The 23,973-nt window shown below is 61.6% G+C and carries 23 protein-coding genes; 10 read left to right on the top strand and 13 right to left on the bottom strand.

The annotated features are described in order from the left end of the window. Positions 1–8 precede the first annotated feature (8 nt). From gyrB to dnaA, 9 genes are all read right to left on the bottom strand, one after another. Positions 9–2,045 carry a DNA topoisomerase (ATP-hydrolyzing) subunit B gene (gene gyrB, locus ABIE52_RS21860; protein WP_003942515.1) on the bottom strand — a complete coding sequence of 679 codons (2,037 nt, stop codon included), beginning with the start codon at positions 2,043–2,045 and terminating at the stop codon, positions 9–11. Positions 2,046–2,242: 197 nt separating this feature from the next. Continuing rightward, positions 2,243–3,166, bottom strand: a complete 924-nt coding sequence (locus tag ABIE52_RS21865) for an alpha/beta fold hydrolase (protein WP_007729179.1) — start codon at positions 3,164–3,166, stop codon at positions 2,243–2,245. A 28-nt stretch (positions 3,167–3,194) separates the two neighbouring features. Then, positions 3,195–4,316, bottom strand: a complete 1,122-nt coding sequence (locus tag ABIE52_RS21870; protein ID WP_039973074.1) for a PDR/VanB family oxidoreductase — start codon at positions 4,314–4,316, stop codon at positions 3,195–3,197. Then, positions 4,316–5,227, bottom strand: a complete 912-nt coding sequence (locus ABIE52_RS21875; protein WP_007729174.1) for a metal-dependent hydrolase — start codon at positions 5,225–5,227, stop codon at positions 4,316–4,318. Before ABIE52_RS21875 ends, ABIE52_RS21870 begins: the two co-directional genes overlap by 1 nt. A 124-nt stretch (positions 5,228–5,351) precedes the next feature. Then, positions 5,352–5,897, bottom strand: a complete 546-nt coding sequence (locus ABIE52_RS21880; RefSeq protein ID WP_003942471.1) for a DUF721 family protein — start codon at positions 5,895–5,897, stop codon at positions 5,352–5,354. Continuing rightward, positions 5,890–7,119: a DNA replication/repair protein RecF gene (gene recF / locus ABIE52_RS21885; RefSeq protein WP_054828073.1), complete on the bottom strand. Its 1,230-nt coding sequence runs from the start codon at positions 7,117–7,119 to the stop codon at positions 5,890–5,892. Before recF ends, ABIE52_RS21880 begins: the two co-directional genes overlap by 8 nt. Next, a complete protein-coding gene (gene gnd / locus ABIE52_RS21890; RefSeq protein WP_047272670.1) occupies positions 7,120–8,028 on the bottom strand; it encodes a phosphogluconate dehydrogenase (NAD(+)-dependent, decarboxylating) in 909 nt (302 codons plus the stop codon). 44 nt (positions 8,029–8,072) lie between these two features. Beyond that, positions 8,073–9,257: a DNA polymerase III subunit beta gene (gene dnaN, locus ABIE52_RS21895; RefSeq protein WP_007729165.1), complete on the bottom strand. Its 1,185-nt coding sequence runs from the start codon at positions 9,255–9,257 to the stop codon at positions 8,073–8,075. Positions 9,258–9,841: 584 nt separating this feature from the next. After that, the gene (gene dnaA / locus ABIE52_RS21900; protein ID WP_003942491.1) at positions 9,842–11,404 is read right to left on the bottom strand and encodes a chromosomal replication initiator protein DnaA; all 1,563 of its coding nucleotides are present in this window, start codon (positions 11,402–11,404) and stop codon (positions 9,842–9,844) included. A gap of 780 nt (positions 11,405–12,184) precedes the next feature. On the opposite strand from dnaA, the gene rpmH reads away from it, so the two are divergent. The 6 genes from rpmH to ABIE52_RS21930 all read left to right on the top strand — a co-directional run bounded on the left by rpmH (position 12,185) and on the right by ABIE52_RS21930 (position 15,917). Further along, positions 12,185–12,328 carry a 50S ribosomal protein L34 gene (gene rpmH / locus ABIE52_RS21905; RefSeq protein ID WP_003942540.1) on the top strand — a complete coding sequence of 48 codons (144 nt, stop codon included), beginning with the start codon at positions 12,185–12,187 and terminating at the stop codon, positions 12,326–12,328. 26 nt (positions 12,329–12,354) lie between these two features. Beyond that, positions 12,355–12,735: a ribonuclease P protein component gene (rnpA, locus tag ABIE52_RS21910; protein ID WP_003942450.1), complete on the top strand. Its 381-nt coding sequence runs from the start codon at positions 12,355–12,357 to the stop codon at positions 12,733–12,735. Continuing rightward, positions 12,732–13,112 (top strand): membrane protein insertion efficiency factor YidD, encoded by a 381-nt coding sequence (gene yidD, locus ABIE52_RS21915; RefSeq protein WP_007729147.1) that lies wholly within the window; start codon positions 12,732–12,734, stop codon positions 13,110–13,112. Before rnpA ends, yidD begins: the two co-directional genes overlap by 4 nt. A 4-nt stretch (positions 13,113–13,116) precedes the next feature. Further along, positions 13,117–14,223, top strand: a complete 1,107-nt coding sequence (gene yidC, locus ABIE52_RS21920) for a membrane protein insertase YidC (protein WP_003942570.1) — start codon at positions 13,117–13,119, stop codon at positions 14,221–14,223. A 20-nt stretch (positions 14,224–14,243) separates the two neighbouring features. Further along, the gene (locus tag ABIE52_RS21925) at positions 14,244–14,807 is read left to right on the top strand and encodes a Jag family protein (protein WP_003942504.1); all 564 of its coding nucleotides are present in this window, start codon (positions 14,244–14,246) and stop codon (positions 14,805–14,807) included. Positions 14,808–15,041: 234 nt separating this feature from the next. Further along, positions 15,042–15,917 (top strand): GNAT family N-acetyltransferase, encoded by an 876-nt coding sequence (locus ABIE52_RS21930; RefSeq protein ID WP_191908651.1) that lies wholly within the window; start codon positions 15,042–15,044, stop codon positions 15,915–15,917. 714 nt (positions 15,918–16,631) lie between these two features. On the opposite strand, the gene ABIE52_RS21935 is transcribed toward ABIE52_RS21930, so the two are convergent. Continuing rightward, on the bottom strand, positions 16,632–16,769 hold the full coding sequence (locus tag ABIE52_RS21935) for a hypothetical protein (RefSeq protein ID WP_157838935.1): 138 nt from the start codon (positions 16,767–16,769) through the stop codon (positions 16,632–16,634). A 715-nt stretch (positions 16,770–17,484) separates the two neighbouring features. Between ABIE52_RS21935 and rsmG the strand changes: the two genes are divergently transcribed. The 4 genes from rsmG to ABIE52_RS21955 all read left to right on the top strand — a co-directional run bounded on the left by rsmG (position 17,485) and on the right by ABIE52_RS21955 (position 21,229). Then, positions 17,485–18,165: a 16S rRNA (guanine(527)-N(7))-methyltransferase RsmG gene (rsmG, locus tag ABIE52_RS21940; RefSeq protein WP_019746204.1), complete on the top strand. Its 681-nt coding sequence runs from the start codon at positions 17,485–17,487 to the stop codon at positions 18,163–18,165. 81 nt (positions 18,166–18,246) lie between these two features. Continuing rightward, the gene (locus ABIE52_RS21945) at positions 18,247–19,248 is read left to right on the top strand and encodes a ParA family protein (RefSeq protein WP_003942510.1); all 1,002 of its coding nucleotides are present in this window, start codon (positions 18,247–18,249) and stop codon (positions 19,246–19,248) included. A 1-nt stretch (position 19,249) separates the two neighbouring features. Next, positions 19,250–20,290, top strand: a complete 1,041-nt coding sequence (locus tag ABIE52_RS21950) for a ParB/RepB/Spo0J family partition protein (RefSeq protein WP_054188731.1) — start codon at positions 19,250–19,252, stop codon at positions 20,288–20,290. Positions 20,291–20,545: 255 nt separating this feature from the next. After that, positions 20,546–21,229: a hypothetical protein gene (locus ABIE52_RS21955; protein ID WP_007729135.1), complete on the top strand. Its 684-nt coding sequence runs from the start codon at positions 20,546–20,548 to the stop codon at positions 21,227–21,229. 20 nt (positions 21,230–21,249) lie between these two features. Here ABIE52_RS21955 and ABIE52_RS21960 read toward each other — a convergent pair whose 3' ends face one another. From ABIE52_RS21960 to trxB, 3 genes are all read right to left on the bottom strand, one after another. Next, positions 21,250–22,440 (bottom strand): N-acetylmuramoyl-L-alanine amidase, encoded by a 1,191-nt coding sequence (locus tag ABIE52_RS21960; protein ID WP_003942558.1) that lies wholly within the window; start codon positions 22,438–22,440, stop codon positions 21,250–21,252. 128 nt (positions 22,441–22,568) lie between these two features. After that, a complete protein-coding gene (trxA, locus tag ABIE52_RS21965; RefSeq protein ID WP_003942530.1) occupies positions 22,569–22,892 on the bottom strand; it encodes a thioredoxin in 324 nt (107 codons plus the stop codon). Between the two features lie 38 nt (positions 22,893–22,930). Next, a complete protein-coding gene (gene trxB / locus ABIE52_RS21970) occupies positions 22,931–23,938 on the bottom strand; it encodes a thioredoxin-disulfide reductase (RefSeq protein ID WP_162114244.1) in 1,008 nt (335 codons plus the stop codon). Between the last annotated feature and the right edge of the window lie 35 nt (positions 23,939–23,973).

Consider the following 23,973-nt stretch of genomic DNA (forward strand, 5'->3'; position numbering starts at 1 on the left):
CCGCAGGCCTACACGTCGAGGAAACGAACGTCCCGGGCATTGCGGGTGATGAAGCTGCGTCGTGCTTCGACGTCTTCGCCCATCAGCACGCTGAACAGCTCGTCGGCAGCAGCCGCGTCGTCGAGCGTGACGAGACGCAGAACGCGCACCGTCGGGTCCATCGTGGTTTCCCACAGCTCCTTGGCGTTCATCTCGCCGAGGCCTTTGTAGCGCTGGATGCCGTCGTCCTTGTTGATCTTCTTGCCGGACTCGAGGCCGGCCTTGACCATCGCGTCGCGCTCGCGGTCGGAGTACGCGAATTCCGGCTGCGCACCCTTCTGCCACTTGAGCTTGTACAGCGGCGGCTGCGCGAGGTAGACCTTGCCGTGCTCGACGAGCGGCCGCATGAAGCGGAACAGCAGCGTGAGCAGCAGCGTTGCGATGTGCTGACCGTCGACGTCGGCGTCGGCCATGAGCACGATCTTGTGATAGCGCAGCTTGGCGATGTCGAACTCGTCGTGGATGCCCGTGCCGAACGCGGTGATGATCGACTGGACTTCGGTGTTCTTGAGGACGCGATCGATACGCGCCTTCTCGACGTTGATGATCTTTCCGCGGAGCGGGAGGATCGCCTGGTACATCGAGTCTCGGCCGGACTTGGCCGAGCCGCCTGCGGAGTCGCCCTCCACGATGTAGATCTCGGACTTCTCTGGATCGTTGGAGCGGCAATCGGCGAGCTTGCCTGGCAGGCCACCGAGGTCGGTCGCACTCTTACGACGGACCAGCTCACGCGCCTTACGTGCGGCGACGCGGGCCTGCGCCGACGAAACAGCCTTGTTCACAATGGTTTTCGCGTCGGCGGGGTTCGCCTCGAACCAGTGCGCGAGGTGCTCGTTGCACGCCTTCTGCACGAAGGACTTGACCTCGGTATTGCCGAGCTTGGTCTTGGTCTGACCCTCGAACTGGGGTTCACCGACCTTCACCGAGATGATGGCCGCGAGTCCTTCACGGATGTCGTCACCGGTGAGCTTGGGATCTTTGTCCTTGAGCAGCTTCTTTTCGAGCGCGTACTTGTTGACCGTTGCGGTCAGTGCGGCGCGGAAGCCCTCTTCGTGGGTACCACCCTCGTGGGTGTTGATCGTGTTGGCGAAGGTGTGCACGGACTCCGAGTAGCCGGAGTTCCACTGCATTGCGACCTCGAGCTCGTGGCCGGTGCCCTTGGCGGTGAATCCGACGACCGAGTTGTGGATCGGGGTCTTGCTCTTGTTGATGTGCCGGACGTAGTCCTCGAGTCCACCGGGGTAGTGGTAGATACGGGTCTTGGACTTACGCGGCGCTGCCTGAGCAGCTTCTTCGGCTTCTTCGGCAGCAGACTTGGGAGCCTCGGCCACCTCGGCAGCTTCGTCGTCGATGACCTCGGCGCGCTCGTCGGTCAGCGTGATGGTCAGGCCCTTGTTGAGGAAGGCCATTTCCTGCAGACGACGCGCAACGGTCTCGAAGTTGTAGCGGGTGGTCTCGAAGATCTCGGGATCGGCCCAGAAACTGACGGTGGTGCCGGTTTCCTTCGTCGGGTCGCCCTGTACGAGCTCTCCCGGCTTGGAATCGGTGTACGTCTGCTGCCACCGGTAGCCGTCGACCTTGATGTCGACGTCGAGCCGGGTGGAGAGCGCGTTGACCACCGAGATACCGACGCCGTGCAGACCACCGGAGACGGCGTAGGAGTCGGAGTCGAACTTGCCGCCGGCGTGCAGCTGGGTCAGCACGACCTCGACGGTGGGAACTCCGGAGGCGTGCATGCCGACCGGGATGCCACGGCCGTCGTCGATGACGCGGATTCCGCCGTCTTCGAGGAGGGTGACCTCGACCTTGGTGGCGTGTCCGGCCATCGCCTCGTCGACCGAGTTGTCGACGACCTCCCAAATGAGGTGGTGCAGGCCGCGTTCACCGGTGGAACCGATGTACATGCCTGGACGCTTACGTACCGCCTCGAGTCCTTCGAGGACGGTGATGGACGACGCGTTGTAGTCCTTGCTGGAAGTGCTTGTATCTGACTTCTGGGCAGCCACGGGTGGGTAGCTCTCCTTCTCCGTCAATACTCGAGCGCAGCCGTCAGCAAGCCCTTGCGGGTGTCGTCGGAGCGGGTTCGAGAATGTTGCCGCTAGTTACCGTTGACCATCTTACTGGTAAGCACCGACTAGAAGCGGCCAATGACACCCCTGGCTGCGCCGCAGACGAATTTTTACGATCCCCGGAAGGTGAAACGCTAGGAACTTTGCTTCTCCGAGCGACGCTCTCTCAGGCTCGCGATAAATGCCCGCGCATGTTCGGCAACCTCACCCGGATGTGAAAACGGCGACCAGTGTCCCGCGGCAATTTCACGTCGCTGCAGGTCGGAGACCCATTTTTCGGTGTCTTCGTATCCCACCGGACGAACGGCTTTGTCGTACTTGTTCAGAATGAGCTGAACAGGCACGTCCGTGTACCGATCCCGCGGCTTGCCGAGCGACGGCCGGATGTTCGCGCGATAAAGCTTGAGTCCGTTCACCATGTCGTCGGCGATGGTGGGCGCGGTGTTGACCACACGGGGGTCCAGACCGTCGAAGAAGCCCAGAAATGCCGGCCAGTGCTTGGAGAACCACAGACGCAACGGAAGGGTGCACAGCCCGGGAATCTGGAACAGAACGGTGTAGGCCGACGCAATTCCCTGCGCCGCCGGGCCGAGGAAACGACGCTTGGACGCGCTCGCCCGGATCCACTTGCCGAGATGATCGAGATTGGGGCCCGAGATGGACGAGAACGACGCGATCTTCTCTTCGGCACCCGGCTCGCAGACCGCTTCCCACGTTTCGACGGATCCCCAGTCGTGCGCGAGGACGTGCACCGGCTTGCCCGGGCTGACCGCGTCGATGACGGCAAAAAGATCGCCGGCCAGTGCGCTCAGTTGGTAGTCCTGCACCCTCGAGGGGATTGTGCTCTCACCGGCCCCGCGGCTGTCGTAGCTGACGACGCGGAAGTCGTCTGCCAGCAAAGGCACGATGCGGTTCCACAGTTCATGGGTGTCGGGCCAACCATGCACCAGGACGATGGTCTCGCCGTCTGCCTTGCCCTGCTCGAACACGGCCAGGCTGACGGAACCGTTGGTCACGCGACGCGCGGTCACGGCATGGACAGGAGAGTGCTTCGACATTGTCGAACCCTTCGGAGTCGGGAAATATCTAGAGATCGAGAACGAGACGTCCACCGTCGGAACGGGATACGCAGATGAGCATCTCCGTTTCCTGTTCGGTGTCGGTCAGACGCCTTTCGCGGTGATCGGGTTTACCCGCGAGTACCTTCACACGACAGGTTCCGCAGAAACCCTGCTGACACGAGTACCCGACACCGGGCAATGTCTTCTTGATGACGTCGAGCGCGGACTCGTCGGCGGGCACGGTGAGCACCTGTCCCGAATTGACAAGCTGCACTTCGAATTCCTTGCCGTCGATCACCGGCGGAGCCCCGAACCGCTCGAAATGCAAAGCGGTGGAGGGTGTATCGCGGAAACCGCGGCGGACGGCATCGAGCATCGGCGTCGGGCCACAGCAGTACACGGCGCCGCCGACCGGCGCTCGTCCGAGAAGGTCTGTGGTGGTGGGCAATCCGAACTCGTCGTCCGGGCGCACGAAGACACGCTCGGGATCCCAGGTTGCGATCTCGTCGAGGAACGGCATGGATTCACGGGAGCGGCCCGAGTACACGAAGTACCAGTCCATCCCCAATTCTCTTGCCGCACGGACCATTGCGATGATCGGCGTGATACCGATGCCGCCGGCGACGAACAACGCGCTGCCTTCTCCGACAAACGGGAAGCCGTTGCGTGGTCCGCGTACCGTGACGTGCTCACCGGGCTGGAGAGCGTGCATCTCGATGGAACCGCCACCGCCGTCGGGGATCCGGCGCACCGCGACGCTGTATCCCGTGCGATCGGCCGGGTCGCCGCACAGCGAATACTGACGCCGCAGACCCGAAGGTAGATGGAAGTCCAGGTGCGAACCCGGATGCCACGGCGGAATCGGTGAGCCGTCGGCGGATTCGAAGCGCAGGCGAACGACGTTCTCGTCAGTCGCCACCACCTCACGTGTGCTGACCACCATGTTCATGGCCGTGTCGGGGTTGTGGCCCGCGATCTCGGGGTTGTAGTCGTAGGCCGTCAACACCCGAAGGTACTTGTCCGCCAACAACTCCGTGATGCGCATGGCGCGGTCGGGACGGTTCTTGCCGGACAGATCGGGTGGCGCCGGAAACCGCGGCAACCCGTCGTGCCCGGAGATGACGTCCTTGACCCTCGAGAGTGAAATCACCGTGCGGCCGCCTGGGCTGCGGGTGACGACGCGAGGTATTGCACCGCCTGGGCGGTCGAGCCCTCGTTACTGGGGTGATAGGACTTGCTGAAGTAGGTCGACATCCGCTTGACCAGCTCGAACGACGTGGGAACTGTGCCGCGCTTACCGGCCGCGATGAAATCGGACAGGTGGGGTCGTCGACGGCTGGGGGCCTGAGCGGCAAGTTCGGGATCGTTGCGCATCAGGAACCGGGTTCCACGAATCCACAGCCACACGATTGCGGGCGTGACGAGGATCTGGGTACGGATCCGGCGGGTCTCACGCTTGTCGAAGTAGCGCATCACGTCGTACGCGACGGCGCGGTGTTCGACTTCTTCGGCGCCATGCCAGCGAAGGAGATCAAGCATGGTCGGGTGCATGCCGGCTTTGTCCAGTCCCTTGGCGTTGAGCACCCAGTCGCCGAGGAAAGCAGTGATGTGTTCGATGGCCGCGATGATCGCCAAGCGCTCCACCAGGTGATTCTCGGCACGCAGACCCGTCATCGGACGCGGTCCGAGCAGCTTCGAGAATGCCCACTCCATCTGCTGGGTGTACGGCGTCGGATCGAGGCCGTTTTCCTTGAGATGGACCAGGACACCCGAGTGCGCGTTGGAGTGCATCGCCTCTTGGCCGATGAATCCGACGACGTCTTCACGGAGTTTCTCGTCCTCGATCAGAGGAAGAGCTTCCTTGAAGGTCTCGACAAACCATTCCTCACCGGCGGGGAGGAGAAGGTGAAGCACGTTGAGAACGTGTGTGCTGAACGGATCGCCCGGAATCCAGTGCATGGGCAGATCGGACCAGTCGAACTCGACATTGCGAGCCTGCAACAGGATGTGATCCGGCTCGGCGAACGACGAAGCGGGTGTCGATATCTTCTGCGACATCTAGCTACTCCTTCATGCCTGCCGATCGGTGGGGAACGACAGCCTTGTGACACAGTTCACTCACTAGCGAGTTTTAACTGTAACACGAAGTAATAGGTAGAACCAGGGCCTGGTTGAGTTTTCCTCAGCCGTACGTATCGCGAGGTCCGCGGCCTTTCACATGCCTTTCTCCCTTGCGCCAGCTAGGCGCACTCGGACCGGTGATCCGCAGTGTCTTCACGACGCCGTCACCGACGGCAGCAGCGATCTTGGCCAGAATCTGGGACTGCATCATGCGCAACTGGGTAGCCCACGCCGTCGACTCGGCGGAGATGCTGAGAACACCTTCTTTCAGAGAGATCGGCTCGGCGTGCGCGGAGATGTCTTCTCCGACGACCTGCGGCCACCGACCGAGGACCGTGCCCTCGGACACCTTGGGGGACCACCCACGCGATTTAGAGATAGCGCTGGTGAGAGCGCCGAACGGCTGAGGGTCCCGCGCATCCGGGCCGGGGCCGGACCAACCGCTGCGTCGACGCGGTCGGCCACTTCCGTATTTGGGCGACGATCGCCCCTGCCCGACGGCCTTGCCGTTGGCCTTTGCCGTCGCGCGTGCCTCCTCGAGGGCACGGCGCGCCAGATCGATCCCTTTGAGCTCGGGCTCCGGAGCCGCGCTGCTGTCTTCAGTCATCGAACTCGACCTCCTGATCTGTCGAGCCTACGGGCACTATCCGGGATATCCGACCGTCTCCGGTATCGGAGGCTTCGACGCCGAACTTGGCCGCCTCGAGTTCGTCCGGTACGTCCTCGGGAACAGCAGCTGTGATCAGTACCTGTTCTGCGGTGGCGGCAACGGTGGCGAGCGCACGACGGCGACGACGGTCCAATTCCGCGAAGACATCGTCGAGCATCAGGACCGGGTCGCTGCCGTCCGCGCGCAACAGAGCAAAACCTGCCAGTCTCAGCGAAAGCGCAAAAGACCACGATTCACCATGGCTGGCAAAACCTTTCGCCGGACTGTCGCCGAGAATCAGCTCCAGGTCGTCCCGATGCGGACCGACCAGACACACTCCGCGATCGATTTCCTTCGACCTCATCTGCGCCAACTCGAGATGGAATCTCTCCTCGAGGTATGCAACGTCGTCGATACCGGAAATCCTTGCAGGATCGGTGAATTCGGGATCCAACGAGGACCCCAGACTGCTCTTGTATCGAATCGACGCCGGCCGGGATTCGGGTGCGATGGAACGATACGACTCCGCCAGATGCGGCGCCAGATCATGGACCAACTCGAGGCGCCCGGCCAACAATTGTGCGCCGTGAGCGGCCAGATGCCCGTCCCACACCTCAAGGGTGGAGAGGACGTTGTCGGACTCGCCACCACGAGAACCGCGACGCAAAGCCGCACCGGCAGTTTTGAGTAGGGCTGAGCGCTGACGCAGAACTTTGTCGTAATCCGCACGGACAGCAGCCATTCGGGGTATCCGGGACGTCAACAACTCGTCGAGATAGCGTCGACGATCACCAGGATCTCCGCGAACCAACGACAGATCTTCCGGCGCGAACATCACCGACTGCAGAATCCCCAGCACTTCCCGCGGACGACGCGTCGGAGACTGATTTATCCTGGCGCGGTTGGACTTTCCCTCGATCAGTTCGACGTCGATGGTCAGTTCGCGTCCGTTGTTGACCACCGTTGCACCGGCAAAAGCACTGGCGGAACCGCTGCGGATCATCGGTGCATCCGTGGACACTCGATGAGACGACAGCGTCGACAGATACCCGAGTGACTCGAGGACGTTGGTTTTACCGTGCCCGTTCGAACCGAGGAAAACGGTTGTTCCCGGTGTGAGGTCAAGCGTCAGCGAATCCCAGGATCGGAAGTCCCGCAGCGAAAATCTACGAACGAACACTTAGCTTCCAGAAGCCGAATTCTTGGGCGAAGCGCTCTTGACCGCGTGACCGCCGAACTGATTGCGCAAGGCGGACACAGCCTTCATGGCCGGTGAATCATCCTGTCGTGAAGCAAATCTCGCGAACAGAGCAGCGGAGATGACGGGAGCGGGCACAGCGTGCTTGATAGCTTCCTCGACCGTCCAGCGGCCCTCGCCGGAATCCTCGGTATAGCCCGTGATCTGCGCAAGCTCCGGATCTTCCTCGAGGGCGTCGACAAGCAGATCGAGCAACCACGAACGTACGACGGTCCCCTTCGACCAAGCTCGGAGCACGCCGGGAACGTCCGCGATCAGGCTTTCCGCCTCGAGGAGCTCGTACCCCTCGGCATACGCCTGCATCAGGCCGTATTCGATGCCGTTGTGCACCATCTTCGCGTAATGACCAGCACCGACGGGACCGGCGTGGACAAAGCCGTCTGCAGCCTCACCGTCGGGGCGAAGGGCGTCGAAGATCGGCATTGCCTTCTCGACGTCAGGCTCGGATCCGCCCACCATCAGGCCGTAGCCGTTCTCACGGCCCCAGATGCCACCGGAGACACCGCAGTCGAGGAAACCGATCCCACGGGCGCCCAGAAGCTCGGCATGGACAGCGTCGTCGGTGTAACGCGAGTTCCCACCGTCGATGACCAGATCACCGCCCTCGAGGGCATCCGCCAGTTCGGCAATGGTGCTCTGGGTGATTTCACCGGCCGGAACCATCACCCAGACGACTCGAGGTCCCTCGAGGGAAGCAGCGAGTTCGGCAAGTGACCCGACATCGGTGACTTCCGGTCGAGGGTCGTATCCGATCACCTCGAGGCCATGCGCGCGCAAGCGCTCACGCATGTTGAAGCCCATCTTGCCGAGACCTACGAGTCCGATCTTCATACTGTTCTCCCTGGTCAGGCGCGAACTGAAGTGCGGGGTTCCACTCAGCCCGGAAGGCGAACCGGCATCAGCAGGTACGTGTACTCGCTCGAGGGCGCAGCGAAGTTACCGGACTCGTCTGCCGTGGGCTCTTCCTCGGCCGCGGGGCGAAGAACAGCCGGACGGCTGGGAGTGGTGAAGCCGAACAGAACGTTTTCGCTGTGAAGCGAATTCAACCCGTCGATCAGGTAACCGGGGTTGAACGCAATGGTGAGTGCTTCGCCCTGGAACGACGCGTTGAGCGTCTCTTCCGCGCGGCCGGCGTCGTCGCCACCCGCAGAGAGGAGCAGGCCGTCAGCGGAGAACTGCATGCGAACCTGTGCGCCACGCTCGGCGACGAGTGCTACACGCTTGATGGCCTCGATGAGAGGCGTGACCTCGACCGTTGCCATCGCGGTGTGCTGAGCAGGCAGCAACTGACGGAACTTCGGGAACTCGGCGTCGAGGAGGCGCGTCGTGGTGCGGCGTCCGTCGTTGACGATGCCGAGGAGTCCGTCGTTTCCGATGGTCGTACCGGAGCCGAGAGCCAACTCGACCGGCGAATTTGCATTGCCGGCAAGCGTTTTCGCGGACTCGGACAAAGTCTTGGCCGGGATGAGAACAGCAGCCTGGACGTCGGGATTGGCCGGAGTCCACTCGAGTTCACGTACGGCGAGACGGAAGCGGTCGGTAGCGGCGAGGACGATCGAATTCTGTTCGATCTCGACACGGATACCCGTGAGCATCGGAAGGGTGTCGTCCTTGCCGGCTGCAACAGCTACCTGGCTGATGGCTTCGGAGAACAGGTCGACGGGAATGGACCCGGACTGCTGCGGAAGCGTCGGAAGCTGGGGGTAGTCCTCGACCGGCATCGTGGGCAGGGAGAACTTGGCGCTTCCGCACGAGATGAGCACGCGAGTGCCCTCGAGGGTCACATCGACCGGCTTGTTGGGAAGCGACTTGGTGATATCTGCGAGGAGGCGACCGGAGACGAGTGCCTGACCTGCAGTTGTGACATCTGCCGAGACGCGGACCTGCGCGGATACCTCGTAGTCGAACCCGGAAACGGTGAGGCCGGCTTCGGTTGCGTCGAGAAGAACTCCGCCGAGAACCGGCACGGGCGGCCTCGAGGGCAGGCTACGAGCAACCCACGCTACTGAATCAGCGAACTCTTCCCGGGAAACGCGAAACTTCAGGCTTCCAAGCTCCATCGCCGGGTTATTCCTCTCGGTAGGCATGTTCGTCTGCTGCGGATCTGCATCAGCTCACTTGAAGTCTGACACAGACCAAGCGATGCCCACCGTATGCCCTCGAGGGCGCAAGTGGAAAGCCGAAGCCGCGGCGAGCGCAGCCTGAGGCGAGGTTCTCAACAGGAGTTGTCCCCAGAACTATTTTCAAAGAGCTTTTCCTAGGAAATTCTCAGTAGTAGTAATAAGTCCTGTGCAATCTGTGGAGCAACGGTTGTCGACGCTGGTAGGTCCCCTCGAGGGCCTGTGCACTTCTCGAGGACAGACTCGAGGACCAATCGACCCCCTCTGTGCACTCTCTGAAAGTTTTCGGATTCCTCCTCGAGAACTCCACAGACTTTCGGAGTTATCAACACACTTATCCACAGATGTGAATACTTTTCACAAGAAACGAAGAGTTTGTTCTCATCGGCGTGTCTGACTCCGGCGTGTCGTCCCTCGAGGTGGACAACCGCCCTCGAGGGGACCGCACGTGGAACCCTTCGAATACACCGATGCCGCTCGAGGGAACCTCTGCCTCGAGCGGCATCGATCGAAATAAGTGCAGGTCAACGCTTGGAGCGCTGCTTGATCCTTGCGGTCAACTCCTGAACCTGGTCGTACACCTTGCGGCGTTCCGTCATTTCCTTACGGATCTTCTTGTCGGCGTACATGACCGTCGTGTGGTCACGGCCGAACGTCTGACCGATCTTCGGCAAGGACAAATCAGTGAGCTCACGGCACAAATACATCGAGATCTGGCGGGCCTGAGCGAGTGGCCGGGCCTTACCCGGCCCACACAGGTCGTCGATCGACATGTTGAAGTATTCGGCCGTCACCGCCATGATCGTCGCCGCGTTGATCTCGAGGCTCGACGAATCGGGCATCAGATCGCGCAGGACCACCTCGGCCAACGTCAGATCCAACGGCTGGCGGTTGAGCGAGGCAAAAGCGGTGACGCGGATCAACGCGCCCTCGAGTTCACGAATGTTGCGCTCGATACGGCTGGCGATCAACTCGAGGACGTCGTGCGGGACCTCGAGGCGATCCATCCTCGCCTTCTTGCTCAGAATCGCGATACGCGTCTCGAGCTCAGGCGGCTGAACGTCGGTGATCAGGCCCCATTCGAAGCGCGTCCGCAGACGCTCCTCGAGGGTTGCCAACTGTTTGGGCGGACGGTCCGAGGAAACGACGATCTGCTTGTTCGCGTTGTGCAAGGTGTTGAAGGTATGGAAGAACTCCTCCTGAATACCTTCCTTGCCTTCGATGAACTGGATGTCGTCGACCAGCAGGACATCCGTTTCCCGGTAGCGACGCTTGAACGCGACCTTGCGGTCGTCACGAAGACTGTTGATGAAGTCGTTGGTGAATTCTTCGGTCGAGACGTACTTGACCCGCATGCCGGGGAACAGTCGCTGTGCGTAGTGGCCGGCGGCGTGAAGAAGGTGCGTCTTGCCCAGGCCCGAAGCTCCCCAGATGAACAAGGGGTTGTAGGCACGCGCCGGCGCCTCCGCGATCGCGACGGCAGCGGCATGAGCGAATCGGTTGGACGATCCGATCACAAAAGTGTCGAAGGTGTACTTCGCATTGAGGCTGTTGGCGCCGGACCCCGAAGCAGAAGGAGTAGCGGGCGGCTTCGTGAAGTACGACGGCCACGATTCGTGAACGCTCGCGAGTGCTTCGCGGTCGTCGTCGACTTCTTCGGTCTCGGCAGTCTCGGAGTCCGAAGGTTCGCCGTCGCCTTCGGTGAATCTGCGCCGACGGTATGCGCCCGATGAGTTGACCGACTCGAACTGACGGCTGCCCGTGCGCTCCTCGACCGGTTCGGCGGGTGCGTCGGCATCGTCTTCGAGTGCAATGCGGACACCGAGTCCCTCGACCTGGCCACCGAGATGGCGTCCGAGTGCCTGCAGGATCGGCTCGCGCAGATCGCGCTCGATCGTCTCTTGAGCAAATGGCGATGGAACCGAGAGGAGTGCAAAACCCTGAGCAAGTGTGAGAGGCCTCACCAGACGGACAAATGCCTTCTGCTTGCTGCTCAAAGCCGGAAGATTACTTCCGGGGTCATCACTCGTGAGTTCTGCAACCACGTCGACCCAGACCCGTGCGAGCGCGTTGGGATCGTCGTTCACGTGGTTCCTTCCCGTGTTTCGCCGACAGTGGGTGTGCTGCAGCTGCCGAGCGTATGGCTGCGGCGTCGAATGATTCGGTGGATTACCACCCGGGGTGAGAACCCCGTAACAGGCTACGAATATGCCACCTGGGCTGTGTTTCCACACAATTATCCACAGATGTGGACAAACCTGCACCGAGTCGGTTTTTTCGTCAACCAAATTCGTCAAAGTGACCGAGAAATTGATCTACCTGCAACTTTGTCGGAACTCGAGGCGTTCGCCACTTGGTGTCGGGGATGCGTCAACACTCACAGCCCTGTGGATGAATGTGGAAACTCGGGATTCGGGGTCGCGTCCGGTGCTCGTGCCCGTATGTGCTGATGAGGCCTTGTCGAGAGCGTGCGCGGTTGGAACTGTCCGGGTTGCCTTCGGGCCACCTGCGTTCCGTAGCGGAACTGTTGCCAAGGTCACACTTGCCGCCTCGCTCGAGGTCACGGCCGTATGCACACCGCGAACGGAATCTTCGGAACAATGGAAGTGTCGGCGTGTCGCCGCAGTCTCCGCGGGAGGGCCCTGAATCGGGCTGGTTTGACCTTGGCAACGGTGGTAAGTAACCTCGAACGGTCACCCGCTGGTGGTGATCGCTTCGTGCTGGCTACATATGTCAGGTCGGAACGGTCTTCCAAGCCACAACGAGTGAAGCTGATTGTTCTGTACCTGTTGTATCCAAAGGCGCCGTAAGGCGTCGATCACTGAATGACGCCGGGAGGCGTCAATGAACTTCGAGGAGTGTTGACCGTGGCCAAGGGCAAGCGGACGTTCCAGCCGAATAATCGCCGCCGCGCGCGTGTTCACGGCTTCCGTCTTCGTATGCGTACCCGTGCGGGTCGTGCAATCGTTTCGGCGCGTCGCCGTAAGGGCCGCGATTCCCTCACCGCCTGATCTGATTTCGAGTTCAGGAGCTCGGGGTGTTGCCTGAGCCGTTCCGGTTGCGTCGCCACGCGGATTTCTCCGTGGCGGTGCGACGTGGACGTCGTATGGGAAGACGCGATCTTGTCGTGCACGCGTTCGATCGCGAGCAAGTAGAGGCGCTGGTAGTAACAAATCACGGTCCCCGGTTCGGGCTGATCGTGAGCAAGGCTGTCGGGCCGGCGGTGATTCGACATCGAGTCGCACGCCGGCTTCGTCATATCTGTGCAGATTTCGTCGGACAGGTTTCACCGGAGACAGACGTGGTTATCCGCGCACTTCCGGGTGCAGCTACCGCCAGTTCAGCCGAACTGGCCAAGCAGTTGCGTGGGGGCCTGACCAAAATGAACCTATTGGTGTCGGTAAGTGAAGAGCCATGAGTACTCCGCTCTCTGAGCAGATCGAGACTCCCAGAGCCTCCCGTGTCATCACGGTGTTGAAGGCTGTGCGTCGCGCTCCCGCCACTGTTCTCATCTTCTGTATCGAGTTGTACCGGACGTATGTGTCGCCCTTGAGGATGCCGACCTGCCGGTTCACCCCCACCTGCAGTGAATACGCAGTCGAAGCGCTGCGCACTCACGGGGCGATCAAAGGCCTTTTCTTGACTGTGGTGCGGTTGGCGAAGTGTGCCCCCTGGCATTCTGGAGGGTGGGACCCTGTCCCTGCCCGTCGTGACCGTGATGCGGGTAGCCGCCATAGCTGTCCGGAAGCACGCGCAGCGTGTCACAGTCCGACGGACGAACAGAGGAGTACTTAGAGCCGTGCTCAATTTCATCTACTATCCGGTATCCGCGATTCTGTGGGTCTGGCACAAGGTCTTCGGGTTCATTCTCGGCCCGGACAACGGAATAGCCTGGGCGCTTTCCGTGGTGTTCCTGGTGTTCACCTTGCGTGCGGTTCTGTACAAGCCGTTCGTGAAGCAGGTCCGCACGACGCGTCAGATGCAGGAACTGCAGCCACAGATCAAGGCATTGCAGAAGAAGTATTCGGGCGACCGTCAGCGCCAGGCCGTCGAGATGCAGAAGCTCCAGAAGGAGCACGGATTCAACCCGATCATGGGCTGTCTCCCGGTCTTGGCTCAGGCTCCGGTGTTCATCGGTCTGTTCCACGTCCTGCGCTCGTTCAACCGCACCGGCACCGGCATGGGCCAGCTGGGCATGAGCGCCGAGGACAACCTCAACACCCCGAACTACGTCTTCTCGGCCACTGACGTCCAGTCGTTCCTGGATGCTCGTCTGTTCGGCGCGCCCATCTCGGCCGCGATCACGACGCCGGTTGCGCAGCTTCAGGCCTACGTCACCGAGAACGTTCCCGAGCTTCCGTCACGGCTGAACATCATTCTCGTGGCCGCTCCGCTGATGATCATCGCCAGCATCGCGACGCACTTCAACTCACGCGCTTCTGTTGCCCGTCAGAGCGAAGCAGCTGCCGCGAACCCGCAGTCCGCGATCATGAACAAGCTCGCCCTGTACGTCTTCCCGCTCGGTGTTCTGGTCGGTGGACCGTTCCTTCCGATCGCGATCCTCCTGTACTGGGTGTCGAACAACATCTGGACCTACGGTCAGCAGCACCTCGTCTTCCGCAAGATCGATGCCGAAGAAGAAGCGAAGAAGCAGGAAGCGATCACTCGCCGCAACGACAATGCGCCCAAGCCCGGTGCCCGTCCTGATCCCAGCAAGAAGAAGGGATCTCCGGCTGCGCTGAAGACCGCGGATTCAGCCGACGACGACGGTGACGCCCCGGAAGTTTCGCTCAAGAAGCCACAGCCGAAGCCCTCGGGTTCCAGTGGTGGTTCCACGTCGAAACCCAAACAGAACCGGCCACAGAGCAACCGCGGCAACTCCCCCAAGCGCAATAAACGGCGCTGATCCAGGAAAGAGAACGACCAATGTCCAGTGAAGCTGACATCGTTGTGGATGGAGAGAACGCAGACGTGAGCACCGAGACCACTGCGCCGGTTACCGATGTGGATGTAGACATCGACGATTCCGATGACGATTTGATCGAAGAGGGCGAGATCGCCGGCGACTACCTCGAGCAGTTGCTCGACGTTCTCGATTTCGACGGAGACATCGACCTTGACGTCGAGGGCGATCGGGCGATCGTCAGCATCGACGGCGGCGACGACCTGACCAAGCTCGTGGGACGCAAGGGTGAGGTTCTGGATGCTCTCCAGGAGCTGACTCGTCTGGCAGTTCAGCAGTCGACCGGAGAGCGCAGCCGCTTGATGCTCGACATCGCCGGGTGGCGTGCGGGCCGGCGCGAGGCACTCAGTGCTCTCGGTGCGGAAGCTGCACAGCGTGTTCTCGAGACCGGCGAACGCGAAGAGCTTGCTCCGATGACGCCGTTCGAACGCAAGATCGTGCACGACGCCGTCGCCAAGGTCGCCGGTGTTTCCAGCGAGAGCGAAGGCGCTGAGCCGTCTCGTCGAGTGGTTGTCCTCAAGGACTGACACTCCCCCCTGATCGAATGCGGGCCCCGGATTTTCCGGGGCCCGCTTTTGTGTCCGAGAGGTGTTTCACGTGAAACCGAATCCGGCGGCACGGTGAAGGTCCGGTGCCTATCGTTGTCGACACGGCCGATCTCTATTTCGGAACCTGTCGTCAATGAAGCGTCGTGAAGGGAAGCAATCTTGCTGATACGACCCGCGACACGGGCCGAGCTGGAAGAGCCCGTGGGGTTCGCGATGAACGATCCGGTCGAGTTCATCGACGCTGACTCGCTCCGGGAAGAGGTGGCGGCCGGACGGCTTCGTCCGGAATGGAGTTGGTTCGCCGTTGACGGTTCCAGGATCGTCGCGCGTGCCCTGTGGTGGGGGCGTGAGGACAGTGAGCGTCCGCTCGCCCTTGATTTCCTGCACGTGCTGGCTGACGTGCCGGATCGTGCTGCGCTTGCCGCCGAACTCATGTCGCGGGCGCACACCGAGTTCCATGCGAAACCTGAGTATGTGCTGGTCGTGCCGACCGCCGGGCAGGACGCGAATTCCGCCGTCGCAGACGCCGTGTCCTGGCGTCGCGAGGCGGCCCAGGCGGCCGGACTGACCGAGATCATCGAGCGGCTGCGTTTCGAGTGGACGCCTGCGGCCGGTGTGCCCGCCCCCACCGAGCGTCTGATTTTCCGTCCCGCCTCCGATGAGGAGTTCCTTGCGGTGTTCCAGCGGGTCGTTGTCGGCAGCTTGGACGTCGCCACGCAACGAGGCATCGCGGCTACGGACATCGTCAGCCAGGCCCGGGACGATCTCGAGTTCTACCGGTCGTGCCCCGGCGAACGATCGTGGTGGCGGCTGGCGGAGACCATGGACGGGACGCTGGTCGGCTTCGCGATCCCGTCCGCGACGCCCTACCACCGCAACGTCGGATACCTCGGAGTAGTGCCCGAGCTACGCGGGTGCCGCTACGTGGACGACATCCTCTGCGAGATCACCCGCTTTCACGCAGCCGATGGCGCCAATCGCATCACCGCGACCACGGACGTACCCAACACACCCATGGCCGCGGCGTTCAAGCGGGCGAACTACCAAGTGACCGAGGTCAGGATGGTGTTCGAGGCCCCGGCGGGCTGATCCGGGCCTCAACCGGAGGTTCGCTGCCGTCGTGCCGGCGCGGGCCTTTCTGTCCAGCTTGTCCGACGGTGTACGGGGTGACGCGGAGACCGCCGTGTACCAGGGGGTAAAGGTGGCCAGGTTCCAACTCGGCCCACATATCCTGCTGCAACGGTGTCGTACGAAAATAGAGGTCTCCAGATCCGGTCACCCGGTCGAGGAAGTGCCACCATCGGTTGCGCGCGCACGGCCGACTTGGCGCATTCGGCGGTACGCTCGGTCACTTGCATCGTCACCGCAGCCACGGGGAAGTCGGAACAGAGGAGGTCGGCAGCGACCGAAACTTCGATCCCGAACGTCTCTCACAGGCGGGCGGCGATTCTTGAGAGCCGTCATGCTCAGCTTCATGATTGCCTTCTTGGCTGTCGGCGGCACACTGTGCACGTTCGGATAATCGATCGACAACACGGCGTACTACATGTGAGCCCCTCCCCTCCCCCAGCGGAAATAGTCGGCCCTTCGTTTCACGTGAAACCGGATCGATGGTTGTTGCCCCGAGCCCTCGATCTCCATCCCAGATTGGTATTGGATGTCTACTGGATGGCGATCACGACCCAATGGCTTCTGGTGTGCCATCGTCAGCGCGAACCCCAACCTGACGGATGCGGCCGTGAACCAACTTCAGCCCGTCACCGTTTGCTTGCTCGATCATCGCGATCTGTGGGGCTTCGGCGCCTAGATCGCCGAGATCGGATCGTCTTCGGATATTTCGAATGTCGCGAATGGTTCGTCGTGCGCCGGAGTCGACGATCGTTCCGGAGATGCCAAGTGGCGGATCTCGTGTTCGAGTCCCACCCAGTGTCGAGCCGGCATGGAACGACGGTGCAGTTCGATGAAGAAATTTATGTGGTGCGGATTGCTCAATGCATCTGCGAACGGAGTCGAGGGCGAGCCCAATGCTGCGGAGTGCGTTCACCATCAGTCCAGCGGAGAGGGTGAACTCTCGGATGCGCATCGGTATGTGCGAAGCTCCTTGGATTGATTCTCGTTTTGTGATGACAAGTCTCCGGTGTTCCGCAACAGGAGTGTCAAGCCGACGGATGTATGGCTCGCAACAACCGGCGATGAGATAACGATGCTGTCCGGGACTTGGACTCGAAGCTCATCCGCGTCGCACAACAGATTGCGTCAGACCGACCGAGTCCGTTCGGCTGTCCGACGGCGGCAATTTTCTACAACCACATTTTCGTTGAAAATTGCCCATTTTGGGTCAGAATTCCATCCATGTAACTACCCATGGCAGTTTCGTCACTGTGATGATACTAAGAATTGCGCTCCTATCTGCATTCGATCGCCCGGCCATGTTTCACGTGAAACGCGTCAGAATTGGAAGAATTTTCAGCGCAATGTTTCACGTGGAACGTGAACCCCTCCCCTCCCCCGCTTGAATTTTGGGCCGAATACTTCCCAAAGAATGAACGAGTCGGCAGACTCACAGCGAGTCGGTGTGCAGAAGCGAACACATGTCGGCTCCAGAGCGGATAATGATTTCGGTCTTGATTGTTGATTTCGCGGTTTACGCGGGAGGATGTTTCACGTGGAACAGAATGGTGCGGCGTCGGTTGACTGGGACGAACAAGAGACTGCGCGCGCAGTGTTCGGTGACAGATATGAGATCGCGGAACGGTACTACCAATCCCTGGCGACGGATGGTGTCGAGCGCGGGCTCATTGGTCCCCGTGAGGTTCCCCGACTGTGGGAGCGTCACCTTCTCAATTGCGCCGTCATCGGTGAGTTGATTGCCGAAGGCGAGTCGGTTGTGGACGTTGGAAGCGGCGCCGGCCTACCCGGTATCCCTCTCGCAATCGCCCGCCCGGACTTGAAGGTGACTCTCGTCGAACCGTTGCTTCGACGCTCGGTGTACCTCGCGGAGTTCATCGAGTCCAACGGATTGGACGTATTGGTTGTCCGAGGGCGAGCCGAGGAATCGGGTGTTGTGAAGGAAGCGGGCGGCGCGGATGTAGTCACCTCGCGAGCTGTGGCGCCTCTCGAGAAGCTCGCACGTTGGTCCCTCCCACTCATTCACGAGCACGGCCGGATGTTGGCACTCAAGGGTTCGAGCGCCGCCGAGGAGATCGAGCGAGACCGTACGGCGCTCACCAAGTTGGGCGCAGGTAAGTTGGAAATACTCGAATGTGGAGCCAAGATTCTCCGCACCCCCACTGTTGTGGTGAAGGCCGAACGTCTCCCGAAGCGCCGCCAGCGTTGATGATTTACACGCATGCAATCGAGAGCAATGTACAGATGATGAGAGCACCTAGTGATCGATTCCCAATCGAAGGAGCAGTCAATGTCGGGTCGATCTGAATCCGCCGTTTCACGTGAAACACCGAAGCAGCACACGAGTGCGGGTGCGGATCAGATCGTCAACGACGACGACAATTTCACCGCCCCCTACGCGGCGATCTCCTCGGAGGAGACCCCCATCGGGGCGGCAGCGCATCGAGCGAGCCAAGTGCTTCATCCCCATTCGGTGACGCTGCCGAAGCCGGCGTTCCGCCGCGTGATCACCATCGCGAACCAGAAGGGTGGCGTCGGCAAGACGACGACCACGGTGAACCTTGCGTCGGCGCTCGCTCTTCAAGGGCTCACTGTCCTTGTGGTCGATTTGGACCCTCAGGGCAACGCCAGCACCGCTCTGGGCGTCGTCCATACCTCGGGCACCCCGTCGAGCTACGAGCTGCTCATAGGCGAAGTGAAGGCCCCGGAGGCGATCCAGACCAGCCCGCACAGTGAGCGCCTTCTCTGCATCCCGGCAACGATCGATCTGGCGGGCGCCGAGATCGAATTGGTCTCCATGGTTGCCCGCGAGAATCGACTCAAAGGCGCGCTCAACGACAAGGTGCTCGCAGAGCTTGACGTCGACTTCGTCCTCATCGACTGCCCGCCCTCGCTGGGACTGCTGACCGTCAACGCGATGGTCGCTGCCAAGGAAGTTCTGATCCCGATCCAGTGCGAGTACTACGCCCTCGAGGGGGTCGGTCAGTTGCTCCGCAACATCGAACTCGTCCAGGCTCATCTCAACCCGGATCTGCATGTCTCCACCGTCCTTCTGACGATGTACGACGGGCGCACCAAGCTGGCCGACCAGGTCGCCGAAGAAGTACGCAAGCACTTCGGTGAGGCCGTTCTGCGAGCTGTGATTCCGCGCAGCGTGAAGGTGTCCGAGGCTCCCGGATACGGGATGACAGTTCTCGACTACGACCCGGGTTCGCGTGGCGCCATGAGTTACCTCGACGCCGGCCGTGAACTTGCCGCCCGCTCTGCCACCACGACGACCCAGGAGCAGTGAGATGAGTCAAGCACGCAAAGGTGGATTGGGCCGCGGCTTGGCTGCTCTCATCCCCACTGGGCCGGCCACGGCGCCGGGTCTGGGATCGGCTGCAGCGGACGTCGTAATCGGCGTCGACAAGCGCAACCCCTCCCCTCCCCCACCGACCAAGGCGGCCCCGAAAACGCCGAAAGCCACCAAGGCGTCGGCTGCGAAGGCTCCGGTGGAAGCTGAGCCGGAGACCGAACTCGAGCCGACCGGCGCGGTCTATCTTGAGATCGAACCGAGCCTGATCGAGACGAACCCGAAGCAGCCTCGCAGCGTTTTCGACGAGGAAGCACTCGCGGAGTTGGTTCACTCGATCCGCGAGTTCGGCTTGATGCAGCCGATCGTGGTCCGTCGTCACGGTGACAAGTACCAACTTGTCATGGGTGAGCGTCGCTGGCGCGCGAGCCAGGAAGCCGGGCTGGAGAAGATTCCGGCGATCATTCGTGAAACAGATGACGACTCGATGCTGCGCGACGCGCTCCTCGAGAACATCCATCGAGTGCAACTGAACCCCCTCGAGGAGGCAGCGGCGTATCAGCAGCTGCTCGAGGAGTTCGAAGTCACCCACGAAGAATTGGCCAATCGGATCGGACGTTCGCGTCCCGTCGTGACCAACATGATTCGTCTGCTGAAGCTGCCGGTGGCGGTTCAGCGTCGCGTTGCGGCCGGTGTACTTTCGGCCGGCCATGCTCGTGCACTGCTGTCCCTCGAGGCGGGTGCCGACGCTCAGGAGGTCATGGCGGCGCGCATCGTCGCGGAAGGAATGTCTGTTCGCGCGACGGAGGAAGCAGTCACTCTCGCCAACCGGGCGGATAATGAGATCGCTCCCCCACAGAAGCGCAAGCCCATCGTGATGCCGGGTCTGCAGGATGTGGCCGAGCGATTGTCGGACTCGTTCGACACTCGGGTGACTGTCAGTCTGGGCAAGCGGAAGGGAAAGATTGTGGTCGAATTCGGCTCGGTCGACGACTTACAACGCATCGTCGGAATGATGGAAGCACAGAAATCCAAGTAGAGAACTCGGATGCCCGTTTGGTGACGTAATCATGATGACCGGGCACACCACCTATTTTCGTCACTGTGACAAATCTAGGTGGTCCGAGCTTCTCGAAATCTTGAACCGGGACGAAAGATGTTGAACAGCAATATATTAGGGCGATCAACTCTCGTGCCACTGCCGACTTGTCGTAGCTGGCCTATCCTGGAGAAGAGAAAAGCAGCGGGCGAGCATCAAAACCGCTTCGGGGACCTACGGAGAGTGAGTTAGTCAGTGTCGACTCACGTCATCACCTCTCTCACACTCGACAGCCTCGATCAGCTTTCCGCCCATGCGCGCCGATGCGTGTTCTGGGAGATGGACCCGGGCGCGCTTCACGACGCCCGAGGATTCTGTGATCAGGAATTCGAGAAGGAAGCCTGGCTGTCGATGGTCATGCTCGAGTGGGGTTCGTGCGGACAGGTCGCCGTCCGCGACGGAAAGCCGCTCGGCAGTGCGTTGTACGCCCCTCCCCGCATGATCCCGCGCGCGCAACTGTTTCCCACCAGCCCGGTCAGCTCGGACGCAGTGCTTCTGACAAGCCTTCGCCTCGAGCCCTCGGGCATAGAGGAAGAACTAGGGCCGAGCCTGCTGGCCGCTGTCGTGACAGATCTGGTCCGACGAGGAGTTCGTGCGCTCGAGGCATTCGGTATCCGTAGCGACGACTTGGGACCTGCTTCCGACGTGGCCAGTGCAACTGCCGCTCTGGAATGTTCACCCGCGGAATGCATGATCAGTGCCGAGTTCCTCGAGGACTACGGTTTCGAGGTCGTGGCACCGCACCATCGCTATCCGCGGCTTCGTCTCGAACTCAATCGAGATCACGAATGGAAAGTCGACGTCGAAGAAGCCCTCGACCGTCTACTGAAGGCCGCAGCTCTCGAAATGGTGGAGATCAGCGAACTCGCCAGAGTGTGAGCAGGTGCCGACCGCAGGATCTACGAAATGCGGTCGGCTACCGAAAGTTCTTCTGCGAGAAGCTCGGCGAAGGTGAAGGTGCCGGTCGGCTGATCGTCTTGACCCAGCAGGTACAGCCGCTTGACCGAGATCAGGATGGCTTCGGCGATGGTGTCACGCATCCGCGGATTCGTCAGTACCGCAACGTCGGACGCGTTGGACAGGTAGCCGAGGTCGATCTGTACCGTCGGCATGTTGGTCAGGCGCAACAACTCCCACGTTCGACCGTGAGTTCTGCAGTCCCGCAACGGAGTTCGCGCAACGATCTCGCGCTGAACAAAACCGGTCAACACCTGACCGATCATCGAGACCGAACCGTGCGAATTTCCGAAGTGGAAGCTCGCGACGCCGTTCGCAGACGGGCTCGAGTTGCTGTCGCAGCGCAGGGAGATCATCAGATCGGCGTCGAATGCGTTGGACGTCAGCGCGCGCTCGGCCTCGCTCGGATCGGCGTTGTGCGGGCGGGAGAGGAAGGTTTCCATCCCGGTTGCTGCCATCCGCCCCTCGAGGCGCATAGCCAGATCCCACAGGATGTCGGCTTCGGAGATGCCGTTGACGATGGTGCCGGTGGACGGACCACCGAGGCCTGGATCGATGACGATGCGCTTGCCGCCCAGCTGTGGGCCCTTGCGCCGCACCAGTTCCTCTTCGCTGATCGCATGTGGGGAACCACCGGTGACGCGGGTTCCCAGAAGTTCCAGCGAACGGAGTGTCTGCGGTCCGCAGATACCGTCGGCGGCGATCCCGATTTCACGCTGGAAAGACGAGAGAGATTCGTGGGTCTGCGGGCCGAAGAAACCGTCGACCCGACCTGCGTAGAAGCCGAGGTCCTGCAATTTGGCCTGCAGAGCTGCGACGTCGTCGCCGTACAGCGGCGCAGAAAGCTGGTAAATCAACGTACGGGCGCCCAGGCGGTACGAGGCCTCGCGAAGTGACCGATAGGTGGCCGGGCCCACGATGCCGTCGACAAGGAGCCCACGCTGCTGCTGGAAGGCGCGAACGGCGCTGTCGAGTTGATGATCGAAGATGGCGTCGGGTGCAACCCAGTGGGCACCGTCGGCGCTTTCACGTCGAATACCGGAAGTTCCGTGATGGAGGTATCCCAGCTTCGTCAATGTGCCCCGAATCTCGGCGACGGCCGGGCCGTGATCGCCGTGTCGGAGTCTGTGCATGCGTGAAAGCCTCTCGGATCGGTTAACGAATTCGATCGATGTGCCTGGTCGTAGACCCGATCAGGCACATCGATCGATTATCTCAGAAATTCTGTGGATTGCGAGAATCCACGATGCTCATCCAGCCGTCAGAGAACGTCTGCGAGGTCCTTGAGCAGTGCGGCCTTGCCCTTGGCGCCGACGATCGTCTTGATCGGCTTGCCGTCCTTGAACAGGATCATCGTCGGGATCGACATGACCTGGAAATCGCGGGCGGCCGCCGGGTTGGCGTCGATGTCGAGCTTTGCGACGGTCAGCTTCTCGCTGTTCTCGCCGGCGATCTCCTCGAGTACCGGGGCGACCATCTTGCACGGGCCGCACCAGGTTGCCCAGAAATCGACCAGAACGGGCTTGTCGCTGCCCAGGACGTCCTGCTTGAAGGAATCGTCGGTGATGGTGACGGTATTCGACACTGTTACTCCTCGAGGGTTGGGTTCGACAGCTTGGTGAATCAGGGAGCGCCGACGACGTCGACCGTGTGGCCGGCTGCGTCGAGCGTGTTGGCGGTGATGTCGCCGCGGTCGGCCAGCCAGCGTTCGGCGTCGATTGCTGCGGAGCATCCGGTGCCGGCAGCGGTGATCGCCTGACGGTACGTGTGATCGACCAGGTCACCGGCAGCGAAGACGCCGTCGACGGAGGTCGCGGTGGAACCGGGAGCGACGCGCACGTATCCGGCGTCGTCGAGATCGACCTGGCCCTTGACGAGCTCACTGCGCGGGTCGTGGCCGATGGCGACGAACATGCCGGTGATCTCGAGTGTGGAGGTCTCACCCGTGACGGTGTCACGAACGACGAGCCCGGTGACGCTGTTCTCGCCGAGGACCTCGACGGGCTCCGCGTTGGTCAGGAAGCGGATCTTCTCGTTGGCCTTGGCGCGCTCGAGCATGATCCGTGAGGCGCGGAATTCCTCGCGGCGGTGCACCAGGGTGACCGAGCGAGCGAAGCGGGTCAGGAAGGTTGCCTCTTCCATCGCGGAGTCGCCGCCGCCGACCACGACGATGTCCTGGTCACGGAAGAAGAAGCCGTCGCAGGTGGCGCAGGCGCTGACACCGCGGCCGAGGAGGCGTTCTTCACCGGGAATGCCGAGGTAACGGGCTGCCGCGCCCATGGCGAGGATGATCGCGTGCGCGGCGTACGTTTCGCCGTTCGCGACGACCGTCTTGATCGGGCCGCTGAGATCGATCGCTTCGACGTCCTCGGTGCGGATGTCGGTATCGAAGCGAAGTGCCTGCTCACGCATCTGTTCCATCAGGTCGGGGCCCATGATTCCTTCGCGGAATCCGGGGAAGTTCTCGACCTCGGTGGTGGTCATGAGGGCGCCACCGAACTGGGTTCCCTCGAACAGCAGGGGCTGGAGCTCAGCGCGCGCGGTGTAGACACCAGCGGTGTATCCGGCCGGTCCGGAACCGACAATGATGACGTCATGGACCGCGGGCGTGTTTTCCAGCTGGGTGGTCATGCGAGCCTTCCAATAGTGAGTGCAGACCCTCCGCT

It is taken from the genome of Rhodococcus sp. OAS809 (assembly GCF_040546695.1).
GTDB lineage: Bacteria > Actinomycetota > Actinomycetes > Mycobacteriales > Mycobacteriaceae > Rhodococcus_F > Rhodococcus_F qingshengii.